Genomic DNA, 23,208 nt, shown 5'->3' on the forward strand with positions numbered 1-23,208 from the left:
GATATCGCCGGGGTGGGGGCTTGCCACAAGGCCCCCACCACGAGGCAGAATCGACGGCTCGTGTGCCCCCGCCCGCTCTCGCGAAGGAGACCTCCGGTGCTCGACCCCTTCACCCTGCCCGACGACCACGCGGCGAAATCCGCGGATGCCCTCATCGCCGTCGATCGTGCCCACCTCCGGCGTCTCGGCGCCGCGCTGTCCCGGGAGCGGGACGCCCTGACCGCTCGTCTCGCCCTCGTCCGTCGGCAGGCCGCGGACGCGGGTGTGACGGCGGTCGACCGCGACCTCGAGATTCGACGGCTCAGTGCGACCCTGCGCCTGCGGGAGCGCTTCGACATCGACATGTGCCTCGGGCGGATGACCCCTGCGGAGGGCCCGCCCGTGTACATCGGGCGCGCCGGGGTGTCCGACGCGGACGGCACCCGTCTGCTGGTCGACTGGCGGGCTCCGGCAGCCGAACCGTACTTCGCGGCGACCTGGGAGGACCCCCGGGGACTCATCTCCCGGCGACGGTACCGATGGAACGCAGGCCGGATCACGGACTACTGGGACGAGGCCCTGTCGCCGGAGGGTCTCGACGGTGCGGCATCCCTCGACGATCAGTCCGCGTTCCTCGCGAGCCTGGAGGCGCACCGCACCGGGCGGATGCGGGACGTGCTGGCGACGATCCAGGCGGATCAGGACGCCATCGTTCGTGCCCCCTCCCCCGGCGCTCTCGTGGTGGACGGCGGGCCCGGCACCGGGAAGACGGTGGTCGCGCTGCACCGGGCGGCGCACCTCCTGTACGCCGAGCCGCGGCTGACGAACGGCGCCGGCGGCATGCTCCTCGTGGGTCCGAACCCGCAGTACCTCGGCTATGTGGAGGACGTGCTGCCGAGTCTCGGCGAGGACACGGTGCGGTTGTGCACCCTGCGCGATCTCACACCCGAGGGCGCGGGCGCGGTCGCAGAGCCGGACCCCCGCGTGGCCGAGCTGAAGCAGGGCCTCGACCCGGACCAGGTGATCGAGGCGGCGGTCGCCCTCCTGACCCGGCCGCCGAGGCACGCGCTCCGCATCGAGACGCCGTGGGCCGATCTGTGGATCAGCCGAGACGACTGGGGCGAGCTGTTCGCCGCGGCCGATCCCGCCTCCCCGCACAACGAGGCCCGCGACGAGGTCTGGGAGGAGCTGCTGGAACTGCTCGTCGACCAGGTGCGCGACGAGAATGTCCCGGAGTCCTCGATCCGCCGGTGGCTGCGGCAGGACGACGAGCTCACCGGGACCTTCGTACGGGCGTGGCCGCTGCTGGCGCCGGAAGCGGTGGTCGCCGCGCTCTGGGCGTCCCCGACGCTGCTCGCGCAGTGCGCCCCCGACCTCGCGCCCGAGGAGCTCGCCCTGCTGCACCGTGCCGAGGGGGCGCCCTGGACGGATCCCGACCTTCCCCTCCTCGACGCCGCGCACCGCCGGATCGGCGATCCCGAGGTCGTCCGCGAGCAGCACCGCCGGCAGGGCGCGGCGGCCGCGGCGCAGGAGCAGATGTCGGCGGTGGTCGAGCACCTCGTCGCGAGCGACGACAGCGAGATGAAGGTGATGTCGATCCTGCGAGGTCAGGATGCGCGCAACGTTCTCGCAGGAGCGGACGTGCCTCCCCCGCTCCCGCCGGACGAACTCGCCGGCCCCTTCGGTCACATCGTCGTCGACGAGGCCCAGGAGCTGACCGATGCGCAGTGGCGCATGCTGATCGCACGGTGCCCCTCCCGCAGCTTCACCGTCGTGGGCGACAGGGCCCAGGCGCGGAGGGAGTTCACCGAGTCGTGGTCCGCCCGCCTCGAACGTCTCGGCCTGCGGAATGTGCGGGTTTCCTCGCTCCGGGTGAACTACCGCACTCCGGCCGAGGTCATGGCGCTGGCCGCACCGACGATCCGCGAGGCTCTGCCCGACGCGAACGTCCCGACCTCCGTGCGGGAAAGCGGCATCCCGGTCCGCTACGGCGCGGTGGCCGAGCGCGACGCGGTGCTGGACACGTGGGCAGCGGCGAACCCCGAGGGCGTCGCCGCCGTCATCGGCGACGAGAGTGCCGTGCCGCGGCCCCGGGTGCGCGCGCTGACGCCGGAGGAAGCGAAAGGGCTGGAGTTCGACCTCGTGGTCCTCGTGCGCCCGGAGGCCTTCGGCTCCGGGCGCACGGGGGCGGTCGACCGCTATGTGGCGATGACCCGCACGACGCGCGAACTCGTCATCCTCCGCTGAGGGACCGTCCGGTCTCAGACGTCCGGGTCGCCGCCGTCGGTGATCGTGCCGGTCGGCTCGCTCTCCTCGACCTCATGGCGGGCGCCGTGCTCGGAGGCGAGCGCTTCACCCTCCTCGATCGCCTCATCGCGGCTGGTGTAGCTGCGGGAGAGCTCCGGCGCGCCCTCTACCTCGTTGACCCACTGGCCGTTCTTCGAGCGGGTGACGATCGACGTGATGGCCATCAGACGTCCCCCGGTCCCAGGTCGCCCTGGCCTTCTTCGCCGAGATCGGCGAGGACCGGATCCTCCCCTTGGCTCTCCGGCTGCGGCGCGGAACCCGGCAGGTCCGCCGCCGGCACCTGGTCGTCGGGGTCCGGGATCTCGTCCGGATCACGGCCCGTCGCGGTGGTCGCGTCCAACTCCTCCGGCGTCGCACCCTCGTCGAGGGCTTCCGTGCGCTCCCATTCCGCCTGAGCGGGATCGTTGCTCGGGTCGGCCTCGGTGGTCGCGTCGCCGTCGCGCAGCGGCTGACCGCCGACGTCGTCGGGTGTCGATTCCATGTCTCCTCCTTCGATCGGGCTGGCCCCAGTCTTCCCGCCGGAGCCGCTGTCATCGAGGGGCTTGAGGAGACCTCGCCGAGCAGCTAGGTTCCCGGAGCGTCGGGAGAGGCGGGTTCAGTTGCGCCCGGCCATCACGCCGCCGTCCGCGTCCCAGACCGCTCCGGTCACCCAGCCGGCCCGGTCTGACAGCAGGAACGCGGCGACCTCGGCGATGTCCTCCGGGGTCCCCACGCGGCCCAGCGGGTGGAAGGCGTCGAAGCTCGACACCACCTCGTCGACCTCGTCCTTCGGGATGAAGCCTTCGTAGATGGGGGTGCGCACGACCGCCGGGGCGATCGCGTTCACGCGGATGCCGTGCGACGCCAGCTCCATCCCCAGGTGCTGCGTGAGCGAGTGCAGGCCGGCCTTGGCCATCGAGTACGCCGACGAGGGGGTCGCGGAGATGGCCTGGTGCGCCCACATGGAACCGAGGGTGACGACGGCTCCGCCGCGGCCCTGCGCGACCATGCCGGAGACCACCGTCTGGGTGACGAAGAAGGTCGCCCGGTTGAGGTCCAGATACGCGTCGTAGTCGGCTTCGGTGTGCTCGAGGAACGGCTTCGGCGCGAAGACGCCTGCCGCGTTGACGAGGAGGTCGGCGCCGGCGTGCTTCGCGGCGAGGCGGGCGCGGAGCGCCGCCACACTCGCGGGGTCCGTCAGGTCCGCCTGCACAGTGATGGCGTCGATGCCGTGGCTGACGAGAGACGCCCGCGCCGCCCCCAGCTTCTCCCCGCGCCGGCCGACGAGGACGACGGTCGCGCCCTCCCGTCCGATCCGCTCGGCGATGGCGAGACCCATCCCGCTCGTGCCCCCGATCACGATCGCGGTGCGTCCGGTGAATTCCCTGTCGAGCTCGGCCATTGTGCGGCTCCTCTCCGTCATGGACGGCGGGTGCCGTCTCGTCTCCACGCTACGAAGCGAGAGCGCGCCGCAGTAGACGAGCGCGCATGATGGAGTGATAACGAATGCTTATGACCGGACGGCGGCGGGATCCAGCGAGAGCACGGCGGTGAGCTCCGCCAGGTCGTCGGCGAGCGGGGAGGAAGGATCCCAGACGGCCTCGTAGAAGATCTCCACGTCCATGCCGCGTTCGCGAAGCGGGCGGTGCGGCGCGTCCGGGGACGCGAGCTTCGATCGCGGGATCACCGCCGTGCCGAGGCCGAGCTTGGCCCACTCCTCGAGCACACGGTAGGTCGCGGCCTCGCCGTCGTAGGCGCTCAGCGGAACGTCGTTCGCAGCGAAGAGATCGGTGGTGAAGGTCGTCAGCCCGCACGTGTCCGGCATCAGGATCAGGGGTGCGTCCGTCAGGTCGCTGAGCTCCACGGGGCCGTCCGGCGACGGCTCCTGGTCGACGACGACCACGGGCTCCGCATCGACGATACGGTGCCGGAACCGCGGCATGGGGGCGACGGACGGCACGAGGATGAGGTCGAGCTCCCCGGCGGAGAGCTCGCGCCGCAAGTCCGCGACGTTCGCCTCGCGGAGGACGAGCTGCCGCGGCGCCGGAGAAGCGGGAAGTGCACACACGGCCGTGTAGGCACGAGCGACGATGGCCGGGTTCATGAGCGGGGAGACGCCGACCCGCACCCGTGCGTCGGCCGACCGGTTCCAGCGCGCGGCCTCGGCGGCCACCTGGTCCACGGCGAGGAGCGCGCGGTCGATGACCGGGAGCAGATGCGCACCGAACGCCGTCGGGACGACTCCGCGGGGCGAGCGCTCGAACAGGCGCTCTCCCAGACGGTCCTCCAGCTTGGAGATGCCCGTCGAGAGAGCGGGCTGCGTCACGCCGTAAGCACGCGCGGCCGCGCCGAAGGAGTGGGTCTCGGAGACGGCCTGGGCATAGCGGAGGGCTTCGACGCTCACGCGGTCACTCATAGCCCGACGTTATCACCGCGCGACGGTCGGTCGGGCCGTTCGCGGCAACCCGCGCGCGGTCAGGCGTAGCCGAGGTCCGGCGCGCCGACCCAGAAGAGGCCCTCCTTCGCGTCCGCGGGGAGGAGGCCTTCGATCCACTCGGCGACGATGACGAGGACGGCTTCCTCCAGGCGATCCCGCGTCCACCGGCGCGGGCGCGAGGGTACCGCGGGCTCCCAGCCGTCCGCGGTCCACTCGACCCCGAACAGATGGCGCTGCTCATCAAGACGTCGGTCCAGCGCGAAGGCGTCAGCCCCCTCGAACCGCGCCCAGACGTCGAACGGGCCCTCGCCGTCCTGGTCGACGAAGACGTCGATGAGGACCGCCTCCACACCGTTCTCCGCCTCGACGGCGGCGCGGTGCAGGTCCCCCAGGGCGGCGGCGACGCGCTCGCTCTCCGTGTCGAGCACGGTGCGCAGGGTACGGGCGTAGGATTCCGCATCATCCCCGCGCGCTCCGGGCTCAGCGCTCATCGCTCCGGCTCCGTCTCGGTGTCGAGGTTCCTGCCCACGGCGATCTCGCGGATCGCCGACGCGAGCGCGGCCCTGGACCGTCCGTGCGAGAAGGGGCTGGCTGCGAAGTCCAGCAAGCTGCGGCCGTCGGGGAGAGCCGGCGTCGCGGGATCGACATCGCCGTGCACGAGGAGGGTCCGCACCAGCGGCGCCAGCGCGGTCTCGTCCATATCGCGATCCAGCAGCTGCACGAACGGATGACCCTCCGGGAGCGTCGCGACGGGTGTCGGGCCCGGGATCGCCCCCTTCTCGAGGAGGCGTCGCAGTACCGGCTCGTCCTCCGCGTCCAGCGTGGGGTTGGCGAAGAGGACGTTGACCGGGCTCAGGAACGACAGGGAGGAGGACGCGTCGAGGCGCTGGTCCAAGAGCCAGAGCGCGAGTTCGCGGCGGCGGTCGGCATGCGGGTTGCTGAGCGCGGCATCGAGGAGGAACCGGTATCCCGGAGCATCGACGACGACGTCGAGGAGATCGTTGAGCGTGCCCGTGAGTGCGAGATCGGGGAACACCCCGAGGCCCGCGTAGACCTGCTCGATCTGCTCCCGCTCGGGCACCCGATCGAAGACGAAGCTCGCGTACGGCGCATCCAGCAGGGTCGGCGGCCCCATGCGGTCCCCCATCCGCAGCGCCCACTGGAGCTGCGGCACCCCCAGGGCTTCGGCGTAGATGGTCTCCAGGGGGTTCGTCGTGTCCACGTCGTCCGGGTCGAGGGCAGAGCGCACCCGTCGCAGCATCCCTTCCGAGGCGCGCCAGTCGACGTCATCCCGCCAGAACACGGCGTGCACGGCGGGCAGGGTCGTCGCGCCGGGGAGGATGCCGCCGGTCTCGGCGGGGCCTGGGGCCGAAGCCTCGCGATGCACGACCGGGAAGAACCCTCCCGGGTCTCGGCCCACCACGAGCGACAGCAGGTCATCGGGCACCCCGCCGAACAGGGTGACCTGTTCCTCAAAGGTGGGCTCGGGTCGCGCCGCGGCGTCGGGACCCGTTTGATGGGACAGGAGGAGGCCGCGCCCGTCGTGCGTGAAGTGCCACGTCCAGAAGTGGTCGCCGGTGCGGAAGCCGCCGCGCATCGCATCGGGGACGAGGGAGGAGCCCGCGAGCGGCGGGCCGTTCCACGGCACGGGTTCGGACGCGGGGGCGCCGCCCACGAGGGCGGAGACGTCGGAGATGATCCGGGAGCGGATGCGGAGCTCCCAGGGACTGCTCCCCCGCGCGAGGTCGAGCACGGCGTCCGGTCGCGCGATGACGATGATGACCTCGGGGTCGTCGCCGTACGAGGGGTCGGGTGTCCCGGCGACGACAGCCACCGCGTGGCCGTTCACCCACCAGAGCGGCGCGGTGAGGAGGCCCGTGGCGCGCATGACGCGGGTGAGCGGGCTACGGCGATCGATTCCGGTCTTCTCGTTGCGGGCGTGGATCTCCCCCGCTGCTCCCCACCGTTCACCCATGACGCGGATGAGGTCGTCTGCCCAGGCCTGGAGCGCATCGACCGTCCAGCGCTCCCCCGAGGCGAGCACGACGCGGAGCGCCCGACCGTGGTCGTCGCGGAGCCCGCGTCCGCCGATCTCGAACGTCCGATCCGCCCAGTCGGCGTCCTCCGGCGAGCGCTCCCACCACGCTCTGGTGACGCGCTCGATGTCCGCTACGAGGTCGTGATGGTCGCCGCTCGTCGGTACCGCGTAGCCGAGGCGGTCCGTGTCGGACGGGCGGTCCTGCTCCGGGTACGGGCACGCGGCGAAGACCTGCTCGAACCAGGCGCGCCGCTCGTCGCCCTCCCGGGACATCTCGTCGAGGGTGAGCGCGCCCCCGAGGCGGTACGGCTGCCGCACCGCGGCGCCGAAACCGAAGTCGTCCATGCCGAAGTCGTTGCGGCGGCCGATCTCCATGAGCGAGGGCGAGACGCACCAGTGCGCTCCGTCGAACCACACCGCGCCGGTGATGACCGGCACAGGTTCGTCGCCGAGCATGCGGAACTCCAGGTCGTGCTCCGCGACCGCGCCGCGGGCGTCCTCGCCACGGGCGGCGATGAGGGCACGGAGGTCGTCCGGCACCCTGTCGAGCATGCGCGCGGCCAGGATCAGCCACGCCTCCGCCAGATCCGCTTCCCGTTCGGAGGAGTCCACGACGTCCGCCGCCTCGCCACCGTGCTGCTGCGCCACCTCGGCGAGGAACTGCGCCGGTGCTTCGTCCGCGAACGTCGACGTCGGGTCCTGGATGAGGACGAGGATGCGGCCGTCGTCCGTGAACGTCCAGACCGTCGTCACCCCGCTGCGCGACTGCAGGCTGAAGCGGGACGCCGGGACGTCGACATCGCGCAGCCGCACCTCCCCGGCGCCGAATAGCGTGCTCAGCAGCCAGGCGCGGCGCCGCAACTCGAGCGGATGCTCGCCGTTCATGAGGAGGTCGTTGTGCATGTCCTCCTCGGGCAGGAGCGCGCTGAGGCTGCCGACGGCGTACTCCCGCGGCAGCACGACCATCGCCTGGCGCAGCATGCTCTGCCGCGGTTCGGCGTCCCAGTTCGTGACCAGCACGCAGTACAGATCGCCGCGGTCCCACATCTCCGCCTCCGGGATGCCGACCGAGACGAGGACGACGTCGAGGATGCCCTCCGGATCCTGGTTCTCCCCCACGAGCGACGGCTTGCGCACCATCGGCGCGCCCCACGCTTCGTGCAGCGTCCGGCGCACGCCCTCCGTCCACTCCTCCGCGTAGGCGGCGAATCCGCCCTCAGGGACCACGAGGTCCGCGGGCGGGTTCGGCTGCAGCGACTCGTCGGCGTCGGGGTCGTAGCCGCCGAGCGGGAGCAGCCAGACCCCCTGCGACTCCTCGACCTCCACCCCCTCGAACGTGAAGGCCTCCCGCGTCTCTCCCGCGAGCAGGTGGGCGACAAGCCGGTCGAGGAACCCGGGGACCTCTTCCCTGCCGAACGGCGGTGTGTAGTACGGGAGGTCCTCCTCCGTCTCGTCGCTCGTGTCCGCGTCGTCCCTGCCGGTGTCGTCGACCATGCCCCACCCCGTCGTCATCGAAACAGCCTTGGGACGAGCATACGGACGCGTGGCGTCAGGCGTCCTCGGAGTCGATGAGCTCGAGGAGCTTCCGCAGCTCGTCCCTGATCTCCGTGTGGTCGTACTGCCCGGCGCGGCTCTCACCCGAGATCACGCCGGAGCGACGGACCTTCTGGAAGTCGCCGAAGGGAAAGCTGTACGCCTTCTTCGTCTCGGGGTTCTCGCTCTTGTCGATGCCGAGGTGCCAGTGGGAGAACTCCGTCCACCCGTGCTCGTCGATGAAGCGGTTCTCGTCCTCTGCGCTGGGCGCTGCCTCGGACCAGTCGTCGCGTTCATCCCGCACGACTTTGCCATCGCGGACGAGGGAACGCGCGAGCTTCAGTGCCGGTCGGTTCAGTTCGATAGCCATGGGGGAACGCTAGGACGCGGAGTGACGGTGCTGTACCCCCTTGACCGGGGATGCAGGAGGCCCGGAGACTCGTGCGGGTCTCCGGGCCTTCTCGGTCGGGCTGATGGCACAACGTGATCTGGCGCGGGTGGCCGAAGAGAGCACCCGCGGAGGCCCCCGGTCTCAGCCGCCGATCTGCGTGCGCACCGTCCGTCCTGCGAGCACGGCGTACAGGCCGATCGAGACCAGGAGTCCGATCGGCACCGAGAGGTCGAGCCCGCCCAGCCCCGCGCCGAGCGGGCCGGTCCACACCGTCGTCGACAGGAACATCGCGGTGGCGAAGCCACCGGCGACCACGGAGACGAGACCCGGGATGCCGAAGCCGCGGGTATACCAGAACCTGCCGCCGGAACGTTCGTCGAACAGGTCGGTCCCGGAGTAGCGGTTGCGGCGCAGGACGATGTCGGCGACGTAGACGCCCATCGTGGGCACGGAGATGATCAGCAGGAACTGCAGCATCAGGTTGACGGCGCTGATCAGGTCGGATGCGACGACGAGCACGATCGTGAACGCGCAGCCGAGTGCACCGATGAGGATCGCGGAGGGGATGCGGCGGATCGGCACGCCGATCGACTGCAGGGCCATGCTGGCCGTGTAGGTCGTCATGCCGTTGAGCGAGATGCAGTTCACCAGGACGCCGAGCACGAACAGCGGGGCGAGCCAGACCGGCAGCTTCTCGAGCAGGGAGTACTCGATGCCGTTCGCGAGACTGTCCGGCCCGATGGAACCGCCCAGCACGACGCCGAAGGCGGTGATGAGCACCGCGGGGAAGAGCTGTCCCAGCGCGGTCGCGCCGATGATGCCGGACGCTGTGGTGTCGCGTGGCAGATAACGGGCCATGTCGGCGCTGTTGCTGAACGACAGCGGCGACGACGCCATCAGCGCGAACGCGATCGTGACGCTCACCCACAACGGCAGCCCGCTGAGCGGCTCGGGCTGCGCGAACCCCCAATCCAGCGCGGGGGCGATGAAGCCGATGACGAGTGCGAAGATCACGAACAGCCCGATCGAGATCGCCAGATAGGCCTTCAGGATGAGGGCGTGACCGTACACGGCGACGATCACGGTGATCGTCGAGACCACGACCGCCACCAGGATCGATGCCGCGATCGGATCGGGGAAGCCCCACCGCACGAGCAGTTCGCCGCCGATGAACGACGCCGCCACCCAGTTCAGCGCGAGGAAGACCCCCGAGATGAACCAGCCGTAGAACGCGATGACGATCTTGTTGCCGTGGATGCCGTAGATCGCACGCTGGACCACTGAGCCGGACGTGCCGGCTGCCGGTCCGGAGATGGCGACGATGCCCGGCAGCAGAGCGAGCACGCTCGACGCCAGAATCACGAGCAGCGCCTGCCAGATCTCCAGGCCGAGCACGAGCGTCATCGACGCGCCGACCGTGATGTTCAGCACGCTGACGCCCGGTGCGCTCCAGACGAAGAACAGATCGCGCGCTCTCCCGTGCCGTTGGGCATCGTCGATGAGTTCGATGCCTCGGGTCTCGGGGGTGTTCGCGGAGTCGATGAACTCGGACTCGGATCCGGGCGCGACGGCACCAGGAGCGGGGATGGCGGATGTGTCGGACATGACGGTCCTTCCAGGACGGGCACCCACCTGCGTCAGTGCAAGGGGCGTTCGGGATTCAGGAGCGGAAGCTCATGGGCGCCGGCAGGCGACCTCGCCGTGCACGAGGGTGAGCAGCACGGCGCCGGTGAGCAGGTCGTCGGTCGGCGCGGACAGCGGGTCGATGTCCAGCACGGCGACGTTCGCGAAGAAACCGGGCGCGATCCGGCCGTAGGCGTCGTCGATCGCGCCGACGTAGGCCGCGCCGGACGTCGCCGCCGCGAGTGCCTGCGCGGCGGTGAACGCGCGCTCGGGGTGGTACGGCGGCAGCGTGCGGTCGATCGAGGATCGCCCGGACATCGCGATGAACAGGTTGTGCAGCGCCTCGTGGGGTGCGGTAGGGGCGTCGGTGCCCAGCGCGACGGGAACGTCGACGTCCCGGAACCAGTTCCACGGGAAGCCGTCTTGAGCGCGCTGATCACCGAGCATCGCCATCCAGTTGTCCAGGATGGCGGGGTCGCAGTGCACCGGCTGCATGGAGGCGGCGATGCCGTGCGTGCGCATCCGTGCGACCGTCTCGGGCGCGACCGACTCCAGATGCTCGATGCGCGGCCGGCGGCCGGTGCCGGTGCCGTTCTCGCGCTCACAGGCCTCGACGAGGTCGACGGCCAGTGCGCTCGCCGCGTCTCCGATCGCGTGCATCGCGAGCTGCAGGCCGGCGCGGTCGGCGGCGATCGCGACCGGCGTCGCAGCCTCGCGGCTCCAGATCGGGTCGGCGTTCGAGCCGTCGGCATACGGACGCACCATCGCGGCGGTGCACGCGTCGATCACGCCGTCGAGGATGAACTTCACCCCGACGACCTTCAGCCACGGCGTGCCCGTGGCTGCGAGTTCGTCGCGCAGCTGCACCGCACGCTCGACCTGCGCGAGATCGGAGGCCGGGTCGCCGGTGGAGCTCAGCCACCAGTGCGCGGTGACCGGGAACGGCAGCCGACCGTCGCGGTCGAGCCGACGCCGCAGCGCCGCGATCGACTGCTCTGTCATCCCCATGTCGGCGGCGCCGGTCACGCCGACCGCCAGGTACGCGCTGAAGGCGAGGTCGAGGTGGCGGTCGACCTCCTCCTCGGTCCGGATGCCGTCGAGATACTCCGCCAGCAGATCCATGGCCGCGGTCTCGAGCAGGAACCCGGTCGCCTCTCCGTCCTCGTCCCGCACGACCTGGCCGCCGATCGGGTCGACGGTATCGCGGTCGATGCCTGCTGCGCGCAGCGCGGCTGTGTTCACCCAGGTGCTGTGCAGGTCGTTCGCATCGAGGAAGACCGGGATGTCGTCGATCACTTCGTCGATCATCGCCGCGGTCGGCTGGGTGACGCCGTCAGGCAGCGCGTCGAACAGCCAGCTGACACCCTCGATGATCGTCGCGTCCGGGTTCATCGCCCGTGCCTCGAGCAGCCGCTGCTGGATCTGTGCCACCGAGGTGCAGTCGCGGAGTTGCACCTTGCCCTGCGCGTGGCCGAACATCGCCAGGTGCGCGTGCGCCTCGATGACACCGGGCATCACGAACGCCCCGTCGAGGTCCACGACCGCGGCATCCGCACCTGCCGCCGAGTGGACCTCCGCCTCCGTGCCGACAGCGAGGATGCGATCGCCGCGCACGGCGAACGCGGACTGCACCGGAGCATCGGCGAGCCCGTCGAAGACGATGGCGTTGCGATAGACGGTGGCGGTGTCGGTCATGGTGGTCCCTTCGATCGGGTCAGAGCGCGAGCGTCAGATGCGGGCGGGTGGCGGTTTCAGCCGGAGTGCCGTCGAGCACGTCAGCCCGACGACCGACGGGGTCGAGCACGACGGTGGCCAGGCTGGCCCACCGCTGTCCCATCGGAAGCGCGAGGTCGGGTACGCAGGTCACCGGAGGCTCGCCGTCGCCGGTCACGAGCATCGCGCGCAGCTGCTCGGCATCCGTCGGTGCGCCGGCCGACAGCAGTCGGCCCCGCAGGAAGTCCCAGCGCTGACCGGAGTCGGGCTGGTACAGCCAGGTCTTCTCGTGCGCCGCTGGTTCTTCGGTGAGGAAGTGATTCGTGCGCAGCCAGGTGCCCTCGGTGATCGCGGGCGCGGAGAACACGCCTTCGGGGCTGATGTCGAGCAGCACGGCGTCGCCCGCAGCGTTGAAGAGCGCGAACGAGCCGGAGCTCGTGACCGGCGCCTCGCGCACCAGTTCGACGGCGTGCGCGACACTGGAGGCCTCCTCGAGTACGAGAGCGGCGAGCACGTGCATCGGGATGCCCTCGGGCCGGTCGGACCGATGCCCCAGGATGTTGAAGTGCAGCGCGACGCCGGCGCTGTTCACGCCGATCTTGCCGAGGATGCCGCATTCGGTGAGCCCGGCATAGTCGTGGACACCGCCGCGAGAGATGATCGTGTGCCAGTACGGCGCGATCTCCATGTGCCAGTCCCACGTCTGCACGCCGAGGGTGCGCGCGCGGCCGTCCGCATCGCGGATCGAGCGCACGATGGTCGAGCACTCTCCTGGCGGTACGGCGACGCTGCGGGACAGGATCTCCGTGCGGCCGTTCAATGCTGCGACGCGCCAGATCTCGACGTCCGCACCGGCGGCGATGCCCTCGATCTGCGCGCGCAGCGCCGGACGGTGGGCGTCGACCGCGTCGAGCAGCCGCTCGGCGTCGTCGCGCACGGTCTTCTCGTCGACGGCGCCGAGGCGGAAGAGCCGATCATACGCGGCGATCGTGCCGGACAGAGTCGCGCGCAGCTGCATGCCTCGCTCGGCGCCGCGCCGGAGCGGATCCGCGGCATCGGCCGTGATCTGCAGGCGCCGCTCCGGGCGCGGGAAGGGCGACGTCACGAGAGTTCCTCTCCGGGAAGAGCGGGAGTGCGCGGCGGCGCGGTGCGGCGATCGCCGGTCGCCTCGAACGCGGCGGCGAGGCGCAGCAGGGCGGTGTCGTCCCAGCCGCGGCCCGCGATGGTCAGACCCACCGGCATCCCGATGTCTGCCATCGTGCCCATCGGCACCGTGACGGTCGGGATGCCGAGATGACGGATCGCGAGATTGCCGTTCGCGACCCACACGCCGTTGCGCCACCCCGCGTCGGCGGATGCCGGGTTCACGTCCATGTCGGCGGGGCCGACATCGGCGACGGCAGGGAAGATCACGGCGTCGAGGCCGAGCGCGTCCATCCACTCCTCGAGGTCGACGCGGCGGGTCTCCTCGAGCCCGCGCACACCCTCCTCGAGATGCGGGATGTCGGTGAATGAGGCGTACGGGCGCTCGCGGACGAGGGCCGGATACCCGGCGATCTCGTCATCGAAGCCGGTGTAGCGATCCGGGAGGGCACCTCCCGGATGCGGGAAGATGCGCGCGCCGTCGACGAGTTCGAGCCGATCGAGCGCGGGGTCGCCGTTCGCGCGCAGGAAGTCGTCCCACGCCCAGGCGGAGAGATCCTCGATCTCGGAGCGCAGGAACCGCTCGGACACCAGTCCCCTGGTGCTCAGGGTCGGCGCCCCGGCGCGGTCGCCCTCGTAGTTGGTGACGACCGGGAAGTCGACGTCGACCACGTGGGCGCCGGCGTCTTCGAGGTCTCGGCGCGCCTGCTCCCAGAGGTCGATGACGGACGCCCGGGTCACGATGCCCTGCCCGGTCGCGCCTCCGATGGTGGTGCCGGTGCCGGCATCCGGATCGGCATTGACGTACATGCGCGGCACACCGAAGCGGCGGCCGGCGAGAACGGAACGAGGGTCGGCCGCGGCGAGGTCTCGGTACGACGACGGACGCACCTCGGATGCGGCAGGAATACGCACCCACGGCTGCGCGCGCCAGAAGTCGCCGCGGACGTCGGTGTCATCGGCGACGATCACGTCGAGCACCTCGAAGAGATCGGCCATGGTACGGGTATGCGGCACCACGACGTCCATCGTGGGCACCAGCGGCCAGTTGCCGCGCACCGAGATGACGCCACGGCTGGGCGTGTATGCGCAGAGGGCGTTGTTCGACGCCGGTGCCCGACCGCTCGACCAGGTCTCCTCGCCGAGCCCGAAGGCAGCGAAGCTCGCGGCGGTCGCGGTGCCGGATCCGTTGGAGGAGCCGGATCCGAACGCGCTGGTCAGCCAGTCGGCGCTGTACGGGCTCTCCGCCCGTCCGTGCACACCGCGCTGCATCCCGCCGTTCGCCATCGGCGGCATGTTGGTCAGCCCGAGGCAGATCGCCCCGCCGGCCCTGAGCCGTTCGATCGTGAACGCGTCCCGCTGCGCGACCAGATCCGCGAACGCCGGGGATCCGCAGGCCGCGGTGAGCCCGGCGACGAGGTAGCTGTCTTTCGCCGTGTACGGGATGCCGTCCAGCGGGCCGAGCGAGTGCCGGGCCGCCCTGCGGGCATCGGACGCCGCGGCTTCGGCGAGGGCGTCGGGGTTGCGGACGACGACCGCGTGGAGCGCGGTCTCGGTGCCGGGTGCGTCGTACGCGTCGATGCGGGTGAGATAAGCCTGCACCAGCGCGACGCTGGTAGCCGCACCGGTCTCGAGCGCTTGCCGCAGGTCCGCGATGGATGCTTCGACCACGTCGATCATGCGGGTGCCTCGCTCGTTGCCGGCTGCTGCTGGGTGATGCAGTGGATGCCGCCGCCGCGCGCGAAGATCGGGCGCGCGTCGACGGTCACGATCTGTCGCCCGGGGTACGCGGATCCGAGGATGTCCCGCGCACGGGCATCGGCGGCGTCCTCACCGAACCCACACGCGATCACGGCATCGTTCACCACGAGGTGGTTGATGTAGCTCCAGTCCACGTACCCCTCGTCGTCGCGGAGGGTCTCGGGGGCGGGGACGTCGATGATCTCGAGCGGGCGGCCCGCGGCATCCGTCTGGTCCTGCAGGAACGCCCTCAGCTCACGCGTGACGACGTGGTCGGGGTGTCCCGCGTCGTCCTGGCGGTGCAGCAGCACCCGGCCCGGAGCGGCGAACGCGGCGACGATGTCGACGTGCCCGTTGGTGCCGAACTCGTCGTAGTCGCGCGTGAGGCCTCGGGGCAGCCAGATGGCTGTGGTCGCGCCGATCGTGCGTGCGAGTTCGGCCTCGACGCGGCCTCTGTCGGCATAGGGGTTGCGGTTCGGGTCGAGCTGCACGGTCTCGGTGAGTAGCACCGTGCCCTCGCCGTCGACGTGGATACCGCCGCCCTCGTTCACGAGCACCGAACTGATGTGCTCGGCTCCGACGTGTGCGGCGACGATGCGCGCGACGCCGGCCGACACCTGCCACTCGGCCCACGCGGGCGCACCCCAGCCGTTGAAGATCCAGTCGACCGCGCCGAGGACGCCTGGCCGATCGTCGTCGAGGACGAAGGTGGGGCCGAAGTCGCGCATCCAGAACTCGTCCAACGGCGACTCGACGATCTCGACGGCCGAGCCAAGCATGTCCCGCGCCCGCGCCATCTCGGTCGGGTCCACGACCATCGTCACCGGTTCGAACTCGGCGATCGCCAGGGCGACGTCGGTCCACGCGCGGTACGCCGTGTCGCGCCAGGCAGCACCGTCGCCCAAGGTGACACCCACGCGCGGAAACGCCATCCAGGTGCGTTCGTGCCGTTCGCCCTCGTGCGGCATCCGCCAGCCCATGTCATCTCCTTTGCCGACAACGGCTTGTTGGTCACATGACCAATACAGGAATGTTCCTACACTGGAGGCACCATGTCAACATCCGATACGCGTCCACGAACCAGGAAGACGCCGGAGCAGCGCGCCGGCGAGATCTACGACGCCGCGATCGCGATCGCCAGGGAGAAGGGACTGTCCGCGCTGACGCTGCGGGCGGTCGCCAGCAGGGCAGGGGTGGCGCCGGGGCTCGTCTCGCACTACGCATCCAGCATGGACGAGTTGGTCGCGCGCACCTTCCGCGAGCTGACGGCGTCCGAACTGGACGACGTCCGCACCCAGGCCGAGACCGAGAGCGAGCCGGCGGCACGGATGGCACGGATGATCTCCACGGTCCTCAGCAGCGGCCACGACGACATCACGCTCGTGTGGGTGGACGCCTGGTCCCTCGGCCGCGGCAGTGCAGCGCTGTCGGTGGCCATCGACGAGCAGATGAGCGCCTGGCAGTCGTTCATCGCGCAGCTCATCGAGGATGGCCGGCGCTCCGGTGTGTTCCGCACGGATGACACGGATGCCGTGGCCTGGCAGATCCTCGCCATGATCGACGGCATCGCAGCGCATGCGCTGACCCGCCGCACCGACGCCGCGCTCTTCGCCGCTCGGTTGGCGCAGGCCTGCGAGACGCTGGTCGGCGCGCCCCAGGGGAAGATCGCGGAGCTCCTTCCCACGCGCTGACGGTCGCGGAGGGCCGCATAAGGCGTGCCCTCTTCGTGCCCTCGGCGATCCCGGGAAGGCAGAAGGGCCGGAACCTCTTGCGAGATTCCGGCCCTCAAATGGTCGGGCTGACAGGATTTGAACCTGCGACCCCTTGACCCCCAGTCAAGTGCGCTACCAAGCTGCGCCACAGCCCGTTGTTCTGCACTCTCGCGCAGGCAACTCCCCTATCTTAGCCGCACCCGCGGCCCTCTCGCGAACCGAGGCGTTGCGGGGTGTCGGAAGCTGCTTGTACCGTCGCCTGCATGTCGACGATCACGACCGCGCTGGCGACGACCGCCCGCTGGGACGACGTGCAGCACGCGCTCACCGGCGGCGGCGATGGGGCGAGCTGCCAGTGCATCTGGCCGGTGCTGCCGAACAAGGACTGGAATCAGACGACCACGCCTCAGCGCACCGAGATGTTCCGCGCCGAGATCGACGAGGGTCCCCCTCCGGGGCTGGTCGCGTACGTCGACGGCGAGGCCGCGGGCTGGATCCGCATCGGACCGCGCACCCGTCAGGCCCGGATCCCCCGTACCCGCATGATCGCCGCGTCGAGCACGGAGCCGTTCGACGACGAGTCCGTGTGGGCGGTCACCTGCTTCGTCGTCCGCAGGGAGCATCGGGGCACCGGGCTCAACGCGGAGCTGCTCGACGCCGCGATCGCGTTCGCCCGGGAGTCGGGCGCCCGCCTCGTCGAGGGGTATCCCGTCGACACCCATGGCGAGAAGCAGCGGGCGAACGATCTGTACCACGGCACACTCGAGACGTTCCTCCGCGCCGGCTTCACGGAGAAGGCGGTGATGAAGCCGGGGCGCGTGCTCGTCGCCCTGAAAATCACGCCGAACGAGAGCGATAGCGTGAAGGCATGAGCGCCGCGAACTCCTCCCTCGAAGACCCCGACCTCGGTCCGCTCCACCGGGCGACCTCCGAGCTCGACGACGGTACCGTCCTCACCCACGACTGGTTCGTCGGCAGCGTCGAAGTCGACGGCAGCACCTACGAGCTGATGGTCGAGGGCGCGTCGCCGGACGAGGTCGCGCCGCTGCTCCCCCGGCTGCGCACAGTCGTCGCCGCGCTCCCGGGACTGAGCCGCGTCGCCTCGGACGCCGTGGTCACGACGTTCAGCACCGGAGACCCCTCCGCCGCCGAGCTCGACGAGGCGGCCGACGACCTGGAGCTCGAGACCATCGAGGCCGGAGCCGACGGCACCGTCGTCCTCCACTTCACGGACACCTGCGGCGAGCACTTCCCGGAGGGCTACTGGCCCGCCGTGCACCTCGACGCCGCGGGTGCCGTGGCGACGGTCACCGTCGAGTCCTGAAGCGGGCCGGTCCGATCGACCGCCTTCGGGACGACATGCGCCTCCGGTCATACGATGGAGGGATGCAGCGCCGCACCCTCCCTCCCGCGATCGTGTGGGCGTTCGTGCCGTACGTCGTGGTCTCTCTCCTGCACGTTGTGCTTCTCGCGCTCGGCCACGACCTCGCGGGGCCGACGAAGCTGCTGCTCATGCCGCTGCTCGCGGTGCCGGTCCTCGTGGTGGCGCGACGGATCCACCCGCCCGTCACGGTGGCCCTCCTCCTCATCGCCCTGCTCTTCTCCTGGCTGGGTGACGGCGCGGGCGCGCTGTTCCCCGCGGCCCCCGAGCTTCCGCTCATGCTGGGCTTCTTCGGTCTCGCGCACATCGCCTACATCGTCCTCTTCGGCCGCCACTTGGCGCGCCGCCGCCTGCCGTGGTGGACAGCGATCTATGCCGCCTGGTGGCTGGCGATGATCCTCCTTCTCGGCCCGCACACGGGCCCGCTCCTCATCGGGGTCGCGCTGTACGGCCTGCTCCTCGCGGGCACCGCCGCGTTCGCCGCACGATGCCATCCGCTCGTCGTGACGGGCGGCGCGTTCTTCCTGGCGAGCGACACGATCCTCGCTTTCCGACTCTTCCTCCCCGACGCCCTCCCGGCCTGGAGCAGCCCCGCCGTGATGCTGACATACACGCTCGGCCAGGGGCTGATCGTCGCGGGCGCGCTCGTCTCCCTGCAGCGGAGGGCCGCCTGATGGTCGACAGCGCGCGGGTGGACAGTTGGCTCTGGGCGGTGCGCGTCTACAAGACCCGGTCAGCGGCGACCACCGCATGCCGTGCGGGGCATGTGCGCGTCAACGGCGACAAGACGAAGGCCGCGCAGGCAGTTCGCGTGGGCGACGAGCTCCGCATCCGCATCGCGGGCTTCGATCGGATCCTGATCGTGCGCCAGATCCTCGTCAAGCGTGTGGGCGCGCCGCTCGCCGCCCTCGCGTACGAAGACCGAACGCCGGAACGCGAGCCGCAGGCAGCCCTCGGCGTCCGGGACCGCGGCGCCGGACGACCTACGAAGCGGGAGCGTCGAGACATCGATCGCCTTCGCGGACGAAGCGATATACAACACGACTGAACCCTTCCCGGATTCGAACATACGTTCTAAACTCGAGGTATGACGAACCCGCCGACCGCAGACCTCGACCTGGAGGAGCGGCGACGCGTGCGTGATGCCTGGGCGGAGACTCGCCGGCGCATCCCGGTGCTGGAGGCAGAGGCCGCGGAGCTGTTGGTCACGCAGATCGCTTTCCACGATGAAGACGTGGCGTCGACCCCGCACCACCGTGACGCCATCCACCGCTCGATGGTTGCCGAGTTCGCCGCGGCGGGGCACGTTTCCACCGGCACCATGGAGTTCGCGTTCGCCGACGCTCTCGCCCTGAGCACGGCGCTCCCCCGCGTGCGGGAGGCCTTCCACACCGGGGCTCTGAGCTCCGCGCATGTCCGGGAGATCGCACGGGCGAGCGCCATCGTGGACGAGGCCATCCGCAACCGCGTCGTCGCGCCGGAGACGATGGCGCTGTTCGAGACGGCGGTGCTCGTCGTCGCCGAAGCCGAGACCGCGGCGCGCACGCGGGTGCATGCCCGCCGCGTCGCCTCCGCTCTCGTCGGCGAGACCATCACGGAGCGACACCGCCGAGCGGCGGACGAGCGCTGCGTCACGGTGCGATCGGTCGACGACGGCCTCGCGGTCCTGACGGCCATACTCCCGGAGTGGGCGGCGGTGGCGATCGCCGACCGGCTGAGTCAGCTCACCCGCACGGTGCTCCGGGCGCGCGCTGCGGTTCCCGCGCGTGATGCGGGGTCGGACGGAGCGTCGCATCGCCTGGCTCCTGCGAACCACGAACTACTGACTGCTCACAGCGTCGAGACGGATCGCCCGTACGACGACACCCGGGCGGGGACTGCGATCCCCAGCGCCGATGGCGACACATACGCCCTCGATCCCGAGGCGGAATCGGCCCCCTTCGACACCCGTACCTGGAGCCAGGTGCAGGCCGACCTTCTGACCGATCTCCTCCTGACGGCCGATCCGAGTGCCGTCGAGGGCGACGGTATCACCGGGGTTCGGGGTCGCCTGCAGGTGACCGTGGCGGCGACGACCCTCGCCGGACTCGACGACCGTCCCGCCGAACTGGACGGGCACGGTGCTCTCCACCCGGATATCGCCCGCGCTCTGGCCGGACGAGACGGCGGATGGACGCGCTTGTTCCTCGACCCACACGGGCAGGTCGTCGAAACGGACGCCTACAGCCCGACCGAGAGCATGCGCCGGTTGCTCCGCGCCCGCGATCAGCACTGCCGGTTCCCGGGGTGCCGCCAGCCGGTACACCGCTGCGACATCGACCACACCCGGGATCATGCGAAGGGCGGCCCGACCCGCGTCGACAACCTCGCGCATCTCTGCCGCGGACACCATGTGCTGAAACACCCCGATATCCCGGAGCCTCAGCGCTGGACGGTACGTCAGCATCCCGGCGGGGTTCTCGAATGGCGAAGTCCCCTCGGCGCCGTCCACACCGATCACGCCCCGCGTCGGGTCGCGTTCGCCTGACCTTCGCGGGTCATCACGACAGCGGGTCATTCGCGAGCGGTGACGCAGGCCACGTCAAACCAAGCCAGGCCGCGCCAAGCCCGGCCACGCCAAGCCACGCCACGCCACGTCAGACCAAGCCGTGCCAGGCCCCAGCACTGCACGAGCACCTGGGACCGTGGAGCGAAGCGCCCGCGTCTCGCGCTACGCGTCGAGAAGACGAAGGAGCCAGCCGCTCGAGCGCACCTGGGCCCCGGCGGCCTCGACGCGGGACTGCAGCTCGCGGTCACTGGTCACCGCGAGAACCGGCCGCGCGCAGGCGACCCGGCGTTCGACCTCGGCCACGATCGCGTCGTCACCGGCGCCCTCCGCGCGCACGACGTCCAGGGCCAGGCTCGCGACGCCGGCTTCCGCGGCCGCGGCATCCGCAGGTGATCCCTCGGCGGAGGCCTCCGCGATGTCGCGCGCGCGACCTTCCACGACGAGCGATACCTCCGGGAACCAGTCATCCCCCGCGAGTCCGAGGTCGTCCGCGCGCACAGAGAGGCCCGTCAGACGATCGCGCAGTCGTGCCGCGGCTCCGGCGCGATCCTTCCACCAGCCGTCCGGGACCGCCCCCACGACGTTGGCGGCGTCGACCACGACCACCGGATGCGCCGACAGTTGAGCCCGCAGCATCGGCCACGCCGCACCGAAGCCGGGGTGCAGGGGCAGCGCGTCCACGTCCTCGACGGGCACCCACGACAGCGCGACGCTCTCCGGGTCGCTGATCACGGGGTCGAACGGCGTGCGCACATCGGCGACGACGGTGGTGTACGACCAGATGCCGAGGTCGAGCACGCTCGTGAAGCGGGGGCGCACCGCACCATCCGGCACTCCCGCCTCCTCCTGCGCCTCGCGCACGGCACCGACGATGGCCGCCTCACCCTCATGCAGCGCTCCCCCGGGCAGACCCCAGGTGCCGCCGAAGTGGCTCCACGCGACGCGATGCTGCAGCAGGATGCCGCGCTCCGCGTCGACGGCGAGGAGACCTGCGGCACCGAAGCGCCCCCAGTACCGCTCGCCCGTGTCGGCGACCACCCAGGCATCGCCCGGATCGCGAGGCCCCTCGGGGCGACGCGGTTCACCGGCGGCGGGAGGTACGACAGTCACCCCCTCAGCTTTTCACAGCATCGGGCCTCCGGCGCCACCGCCGCGACATGCGCGGCAACGAGTCAGCGCTGACGCTTCTCGCGCACCCGCATGTTGATCACGATCGGCGTGCCCTCGAACGAATACAGCTCCCGCAGGCGGCGCTGGATGAACCGGCGGTAGCCCGGGTCGAGGAAACCTGTCGTGAACAGCACGAACGTCGGCGGACGGGTCGAGGCCTGCGTCCCGAAGAGGATGCGCGGCTGCTTCCCACCGCGCACCGGGTGCGGGTGCTCGGCGACGAGCTCTGCGAGGAACGCGTTGAACTTGCCGGTGGGAATCCGGCGATCCCAGTTCTCCAGCGCCGTCTCCAGCGCCGGGACGAGCTTGTCGAGGTGACGGCCGGTCTTCGCCGAGATGTTCACGCGGGGAGCCCACGCGACATGCGCGAGGTCCTGCTCGATCTCGCGCTCCAGGTAGCGGCGGCGGTCGGCGTTCTCCAGGTCGTCGTCGTTGAGGCGATCCCACTTGTTGAACGCGAGGACGAGCGCGCGGCCCGACTCGAGAACGAGGTCGATGATGCGCACGTCCTGCTCGCTGATCGTCTCGGAGACGTCGAGCACCACGACGGCCACTTCGGCCTTCTCCAGCGCGGCGGAGGTGCGCAGCGACGCGTAGAAGTCCGCACCCTGCGCCATGTGCACGCGGCGACGGATACCGGCCGTGTCGACCAGGCGCCACATCTTGCCGCCGAGCTCCACGACCTCGTCCACGGGGTCACGGGTCGTGCCGGCGAGGTCGTTGACGACCACGCGCTCCTCCCCCGCGGCCTTGTTCAGCAGCGAGGACTTGCCGACGTTCGGGCGCCCCAGGATCGCGACACGGCGCGGGCCGCCGATCTCCTGCTTCGCGACGGCGGAGACCTCCGGCAGCTTCTTCAGCACGTCGTCGAGCAGGTCCGCGACACCGCGACCGTGGATCGCGGAGACCGGGTGCGGCTCCCCGAGACCCAGGTTCCACAGGGCGGCCGCTTCCGGCTCCTGACGCGCGTCGTCGATCTTGTTGGCGACGAGGAAGACCGGCTTGCCGCTCTTGCGCAACAGCTTCACGACGTGCTCGTCGGTCGACGTGGCGCCCACCATGGCGTCCACGACGAACAGCACGACATCGGACAGGTCGATCGCGACCTCGGCCTGTGCCGCGACGGACCGATCGATGCCCCGGGCGTCGGGCTCCCAGCCGCCGGTGTCGACGACCGTGAAGCGGCGATCGTTCCACTCGGCCTTGTACGTGACGCGGTCGCGGGTGACACCGGGGGTGTCCTCCACGACGGCCTCGCGACGGCCGAGGATGCGGTTCACGAGCGCGGACTTGCCGACGTTCGGCCGCCCGACGATCGCCACCACGGGCAGCGCGGGGCTGTACTGGATGCCGTCCTCGCCGAGGGTGATGCCCGCGAGGAGCTCCGCGTCCTCGTCGTCCAGCTCGTAGTCAGCGAGGCCGGCGCGCAGGGTCTCCGCGCGCTGCTCGGCCAGCTGCTCGTCGAGCTGGTCCATCTTCTCGGCGAGCTGGTCGGGACCGCCTTCGTATTCGTC

The 23,208-nt window shown here is 70.8% G+C and carries 21 protein-coding genes and 1 tRNA gene; 7 read left to right on the forward strand and 15 right to left on the reverse strand.

Annotation, left to right across the window (positions count from 1 at the left end; all coding sequences use genetic code 11):
- The first annotated feature begins 96 nt into the window (after positions 1–96).
- Complete coding sequence (helR, locus tag ACIGJI_RS16690; protein WP_363447397.1) at positions 97–2,226, forward strand: RNA polymerase recycling motor ATPase HelR; 2,130 nt, start codon at positions 97–99, stop codon at positions 2,224–2,226.
- A gap of 14 nt (positions 2,227–2,240) precedes the next feature.
- On the opposite strand, the gene ACIGJI_RS16695 is transcribed toward helR, so the two are convergent.
- The 12 genes from ACIGJI_RS16695 to ACIGJI_RS16750 form a co-directional block, all read right to left on the reverse strand.
- A complete protein-coding gene (locus ACIGJI_RS16695) occupies positions 2,241–2,450 on the reverse strand; it encodes a DUF2188 domain-containing protein (protein ID WP_268777342.1) in 210 nt (69 codons plus the stop codon).
- Positions 2,450–2,767, reverse strand: coding sequence for a sugar ABC transporter ATPase (locus ACIGJI_RS16700; RefSeq protein ID WP_187661827.1), 318 nt, complete (start codon positions 2,765–2,767; stop codon positions 2,450–2,452). The genes ACIGJI_RS16695 and ACIGJI_RS16700 overlap by 1 nt, the downstream gene beginning before the upstream one ends.
- Positions 2,768–2,881: 114 nt before the next feature.
- Positions 2,882–3,667: an SDR family oxidoreductase gene (locus ACIGJI_RS16705; protein ID WP_363447399.1), complete on the reverse strand. Its 786-nt coding sequence runs from the start codon at positions 3,665–3,667 to the stop codon at positions 2,882–2,884.
- A 108-nt stretch (positions 3,668–3,775) separates the two neighbouring features.
- Positions 3,776–4,681, reverse strand: a complete 906-nt coding sequence (locus ACIGJI_RS16710) for a LysR family transcriptional regulator (protein ID WP_363447401.1) — start codon at positions 4,679–4,681, stop codon at positions 3,776–3,778.
- Positions 4,682–4,740: 59 nt separating this feature from the next.
- The gene (locus ACIGJI_RS16715) at positions 4,741–5,193 is read right to left on the reverse strand and encodes a DUF6389 family protein (RefSeq protein WP_363447404.1); all 453 of its coding nucleotides are present in this window, start codon (positions 5,191–5,193) and stop codon (positions 4,741–4,743) included.
- Entirely contained in the window at positions 5,190–8,252 is a 3,063-nt protein-coding gene (locus ACIGJI_RS16720; protein WP_363447406.1) for a hypothetical protein, read from the reverse strand. The genes ACIGJI_RS16715 and ACIGJI_RS16720 overlap by 4 nt, the downstream gene beginning before the upstream one ends.
- A gap of 37 nt (positions 8,253–8,289) precedes the next feature.
- On the reverse strand, positions 8,290–8,643 hold the full coding sequence (locus tag ACIGJI_RS16725) for a hypothetical protein (RefSeq protein WP_187661832.1): 354 nt from the start codon (positions 8,641–8,643) through the stop codon (positions 8,290–8,292).
- A 162-nt stretch (positions 8,644–8,805) separates the two neighbouring features.
- Positions 8,806–10,269, reverse strand: a complete 1,464-nt coding sequence (locus tag ACIGJI_RS16730) for a cytosine permease (RefSeq protein ID WP_363447409.1) — start codon at positions 10,267–10,269, stop codon at positions 8,806–8,808.
- Between the two features lie 69 nt (positions 10,270–10,338).
- Complete coding sequence (locus ACIGJI_RS16735) at positions 10,339–11,982, reverse strand: amidohydrolase (protein ID WP_363447412.1); 1,644 nt, start codon at positions 11,980–11,982, stop codon at positions 10,339–10,341.
- Positions 11,983–12,001: 19 nt separating this feature from the next.
- On the reverse strand, positions 12,002–13,105 hold the full coding sequence (locus ACIGJI_RS16740) for a C45 family peptidase (RefSeq protein ID WP_363447414.1): 1,104 nt from the start codon (positions 13,103–13,105) through the stop codon (positions 12,002–12,004).
- A complete protein-coding gene (locus tag ACIGJI_RS16745) occupies positions 13,102–14,823 on the reverse strand; it encodes an amidase (protein WP_363447416.1) in 1,722 nt (573 codons plus the stop codon). The genes ACIGJI_RS16740 and ACIGJI_RS16745 overlap by 4 nt, the downstream gene beginning before the upstream one ends.
- Positions 14,820–15,863, reverse strand: a complete 1,044-nt coding sequence (locus tag ACIGJI_RS16750; RefSeq protein ID WP_363447418.1) for an agmatine deiminase family protein — start codon at positions 15,861–15,863, stop codon at positions 14,820–14,822. The genes ACIGJI_RS16745 and ACIGJI_RS16750 overlap by 4 nt, the downstream gene beginning before the upstream one ends.
- Positions 15,864–15,935: 72 nt before the next feature.
- Between ACIGJI_RS16750 and ACIGJI_RS16755 the strand changes: the two genes are divergently transcribed.
- Positions 15,936–16,574, forward strand: coding sequence for a TetR family transcriptional regulator C-terminal domain-containing protein (locus tag ACIGJI_RS16755; RefSeq protein WP_363447420.1), 639 nt, complete (start codon positions 15,936–15,938; stop codon positions 16,572–16,574).
- Between the two features lie 99 nt (positions 16,575–16,673).
- Here ACIGJI_RS16755 and ACIGJI_RS16760 read toward each other — a convergent pair.
- Positions 16,674–16,750: transfer RNA gene (locus ACIGJI_RS16760), tRNA-Pro, on the reverse strand.
- Between the two features lie 108 nt (positions 16,751–16,858).
- Between ACIGJI_RS16760 and ACIGJI_RS16765 the strand changes: the two genes are divergently transcribed.
- From ACIGJI_RS16765 to ACIGJI_RS16785, 5 genes are all read left to right on the forward strand, one after another.
- Positions 16,859–17,467 (forward strand): GNAT family N-acetyltransferase, encoded by a 609-nt coding sequence (locus tag ACIGJI_RS16765; protein ID WP_363447458.1) that lies wholly within the window; start codon positions 16,859–16,861, stop codon positions 17,465–17,467.
- Positions 17,464–17,919, forward strand: coding sequence for a hypothetical protein (locus ACIGJI_RS16770; RefSeq protein WP_363447460.1), 456 nt, complete (start codon positions 17,464–17,466; stop codon positions 17,917–17,919). Before ACIGJI_RS16765 ends, ACIGJI_RS16770 begins: the two co-directional genes overlap by 4 nt.
- 62 nt (positions 17,920–17,981) lie before the next feature.
- Positions 17,982–18,650, forward strand: coding sequence for a lysoplasmalogenase (locus ACIGJI_RS16775; protein WP_363447462.1), 669 nt, complete (start codon positions 17,982–17,984; stop codon positions 18,648–18,650).
- A complete protein-coding gene (locus ACIGJI_RS16780) occupies positions 18,650–19,024 on the forward strand; it encodes an RNA-binding S4 domain-containing protein (RefSeq protein ID WP_363447464.1) in 375 nt (124 codons plus the stop codon). Before ACIGJI_RS16775 ends, ACIGJI_RS16780 begins: the two co-directional genes overlap by 1 nt.
- Before the next feature lie 39 nt (positions 19,025–19,063).
- A complete protein-coding gene (locus tag ACIGJI_RS16785; protein WP_363447466.1) occupies positions 19,064–20,503 on the forward strand; it encodes a DUF222 domain-containing protein in 1,440 nt (479 codons plus the stop codon).
- A 183-nt stretch (positions 20,504–20,686) separates the two neighbouring features.
- Here the strand turns inward: ACIGJI_RS16785 and ACIGJI_RS16790 are convergent, their stop codons facing one another.
- A complete protein-coding gene (locus ACIGJI_RS16790; RefSeq protein WP_363447468.1) occupies positions 20,687–21,634 on the reverse strand; it encodes an NUDIX hydrolase in 948 nt (315 codons plus the stop codon).
- 62 nt (positions 21,635–21,696) lie between these two features.
- Complete coding sequence (der, locus tag ACIGJI_RS16795) at positions 21,697–23,169, reverse strand: ribosome biogenesis GTPase Der (RefSeq protein WP_315637765.1); 1,473 nt, start codon at positions 23,167–23,169, stop codon at positions 21,697–21,699.
- Between the last annotated feature and the right edge of the window lie 39 nt (positions 23,170–23,208).

It is taken from the genome of Microbacterium sp. NPDC064978 (assembly GCF_044543605.1).
Taxonomy (GTDB): domain Bacteria; phylum Actinomycetota; class Actinomycetes; order Actinomycetales; family Microbacteriaceae; genus Microbacterium; species Microbacterium meiriae.

Excerpts from the sequence above, each read along its gene's own strand:
- ACIGJI_RS16715 (WP_363447404.1), bottom strand. The coding sequence starts at position 5,193 with ATGAGCGCTGAGCCCGGAGCGCGCGGGGATGATGCGGAATCCTACGCC.
- ACIGJI_RS16780 (WP_363447464.1), top strand. The coding sequence starts at position 18,650 with ATGGTCGACAGCGCGCGGGTGGACAGTTGGCTCTGGGCGGTGCGCGTC.
- ACIGJI_RS16710 (WP_363447401.1), bottom strand. The coding sequence starts at position 4,681 with ATGAGTGACCGCGTGAGCGTCGAAGCCCTCCGCTATGCCCAGGCCGTC.
- ACIGJI_RS16700 (WP_187661827.1), bottom strand. The coding sequence starts at position 2,767 with ATGGAATCGACACCCGACGACGTCGGCGGTCAGCCGCTGCGCGACGGC.
- ACIGJI_RS16695 (WP_268777342.1), bottom strand. The coding sequence starts at position 2,450 with ATGGCCATCACGTCGATCGTCACCCGCTCGAAGAACGGCCAGTGGGTC.
- ACIGJI_RS16770 (WP_363447460.1), top strand. The coding sequence starts at position 17,464 with ATGAGCGCCGCGAACTCCTCCCTCGAAGACCCCGACCTCGGTCCGCTC.
- ACIGJI_RS16745 (WP_363447416.1), bottom strand. The coding sequence starts at position 14,823 with ATGATCGACGTGGTCGAAGCATCCATCGCGGACCTGCGGCAAGCGCTC.
- der (WP_315637765.1), bottom strand. The coding sequence starts at position 23,169 with ATGGACCAGCTCGACGAGCAGCTGGCCGAGCAGCGCGCGGAGACCCTG.
- ACIGJI_RS16730 (WP_363447409.1), bottom strand. The coding sequence starts at position 10,269 with ATGTCCGACACATCCGCCATCCCCGCTCCTGGTGCCGTCGCGCCCGGA.
- ACIGJI_RS16735 (WP_363447412.1), bottom strand. The coding sequence starts at position 11,982 with ATGACCGACACCGCCACCGTCTATCGCAACGCCATCGTCTTCGACGGG.
- ACIGJI_RS16705 (WP_363447399.1), bottom strand. The coding sequence starts at position 3,667 with ATGGCCGAGCTCGACAGGGAATTCACCGGACGCACCGCGATCGTGATC.
- ACIGJI_RS16720 (WP_363447406.1), bottom strand. The coding sequence starts at position 8,252 with ATGACGACGGGGTGGGGCATGGTCGACGACACCGGCAGGGACGACGCG.
- ACIGJI_RS16755 (WP_363447420.1), top strand. The coding sequence starts at position 15,936 with ATGTCAACATCCGATACGCGTCCACGAACCAGGAAGACGCCGGAGCAG.
- ACIGJI_RS16750 (WP_363447418.1), bottom strand. The coding sequence starts at position 15,863 with ATGGGCTGGCGGATGCCGCACGAGGGCGAACGGCACGAACGCACCTGG.
- ACIGJI_RS16775 (WP_363447462.1), top strand. The coding sequence starts at position 17,982 with ATGCAGCGCCGCACCCTCCCTCCCGCGATCGTGTGGGCGTTCGTGCCG.
- ACIGJI_RS16725 (WP_187661832.1), bottom strand. The coding sequence starts at position 8,643 with ATGGCTATCGAACTGAACCGACCGGCACTGAAGCTCGCGCGTTCCCTC.
- ACIGJI_RS16765 (WP_363447458.1), top strand. The coding sequence starts at position 16,859 with ATGTCGACGATCACGACCGCGCTGGCGACGACCGCCCGCTGGGACGAC.
- ACIGJI_RS16785 (WP_363447466.1), top strand. The coding sequence starts at position 19,064 with ATGACGAACCCGCCGACCGCAGACCTCGACCTGGAGGAGCGGCGACGC.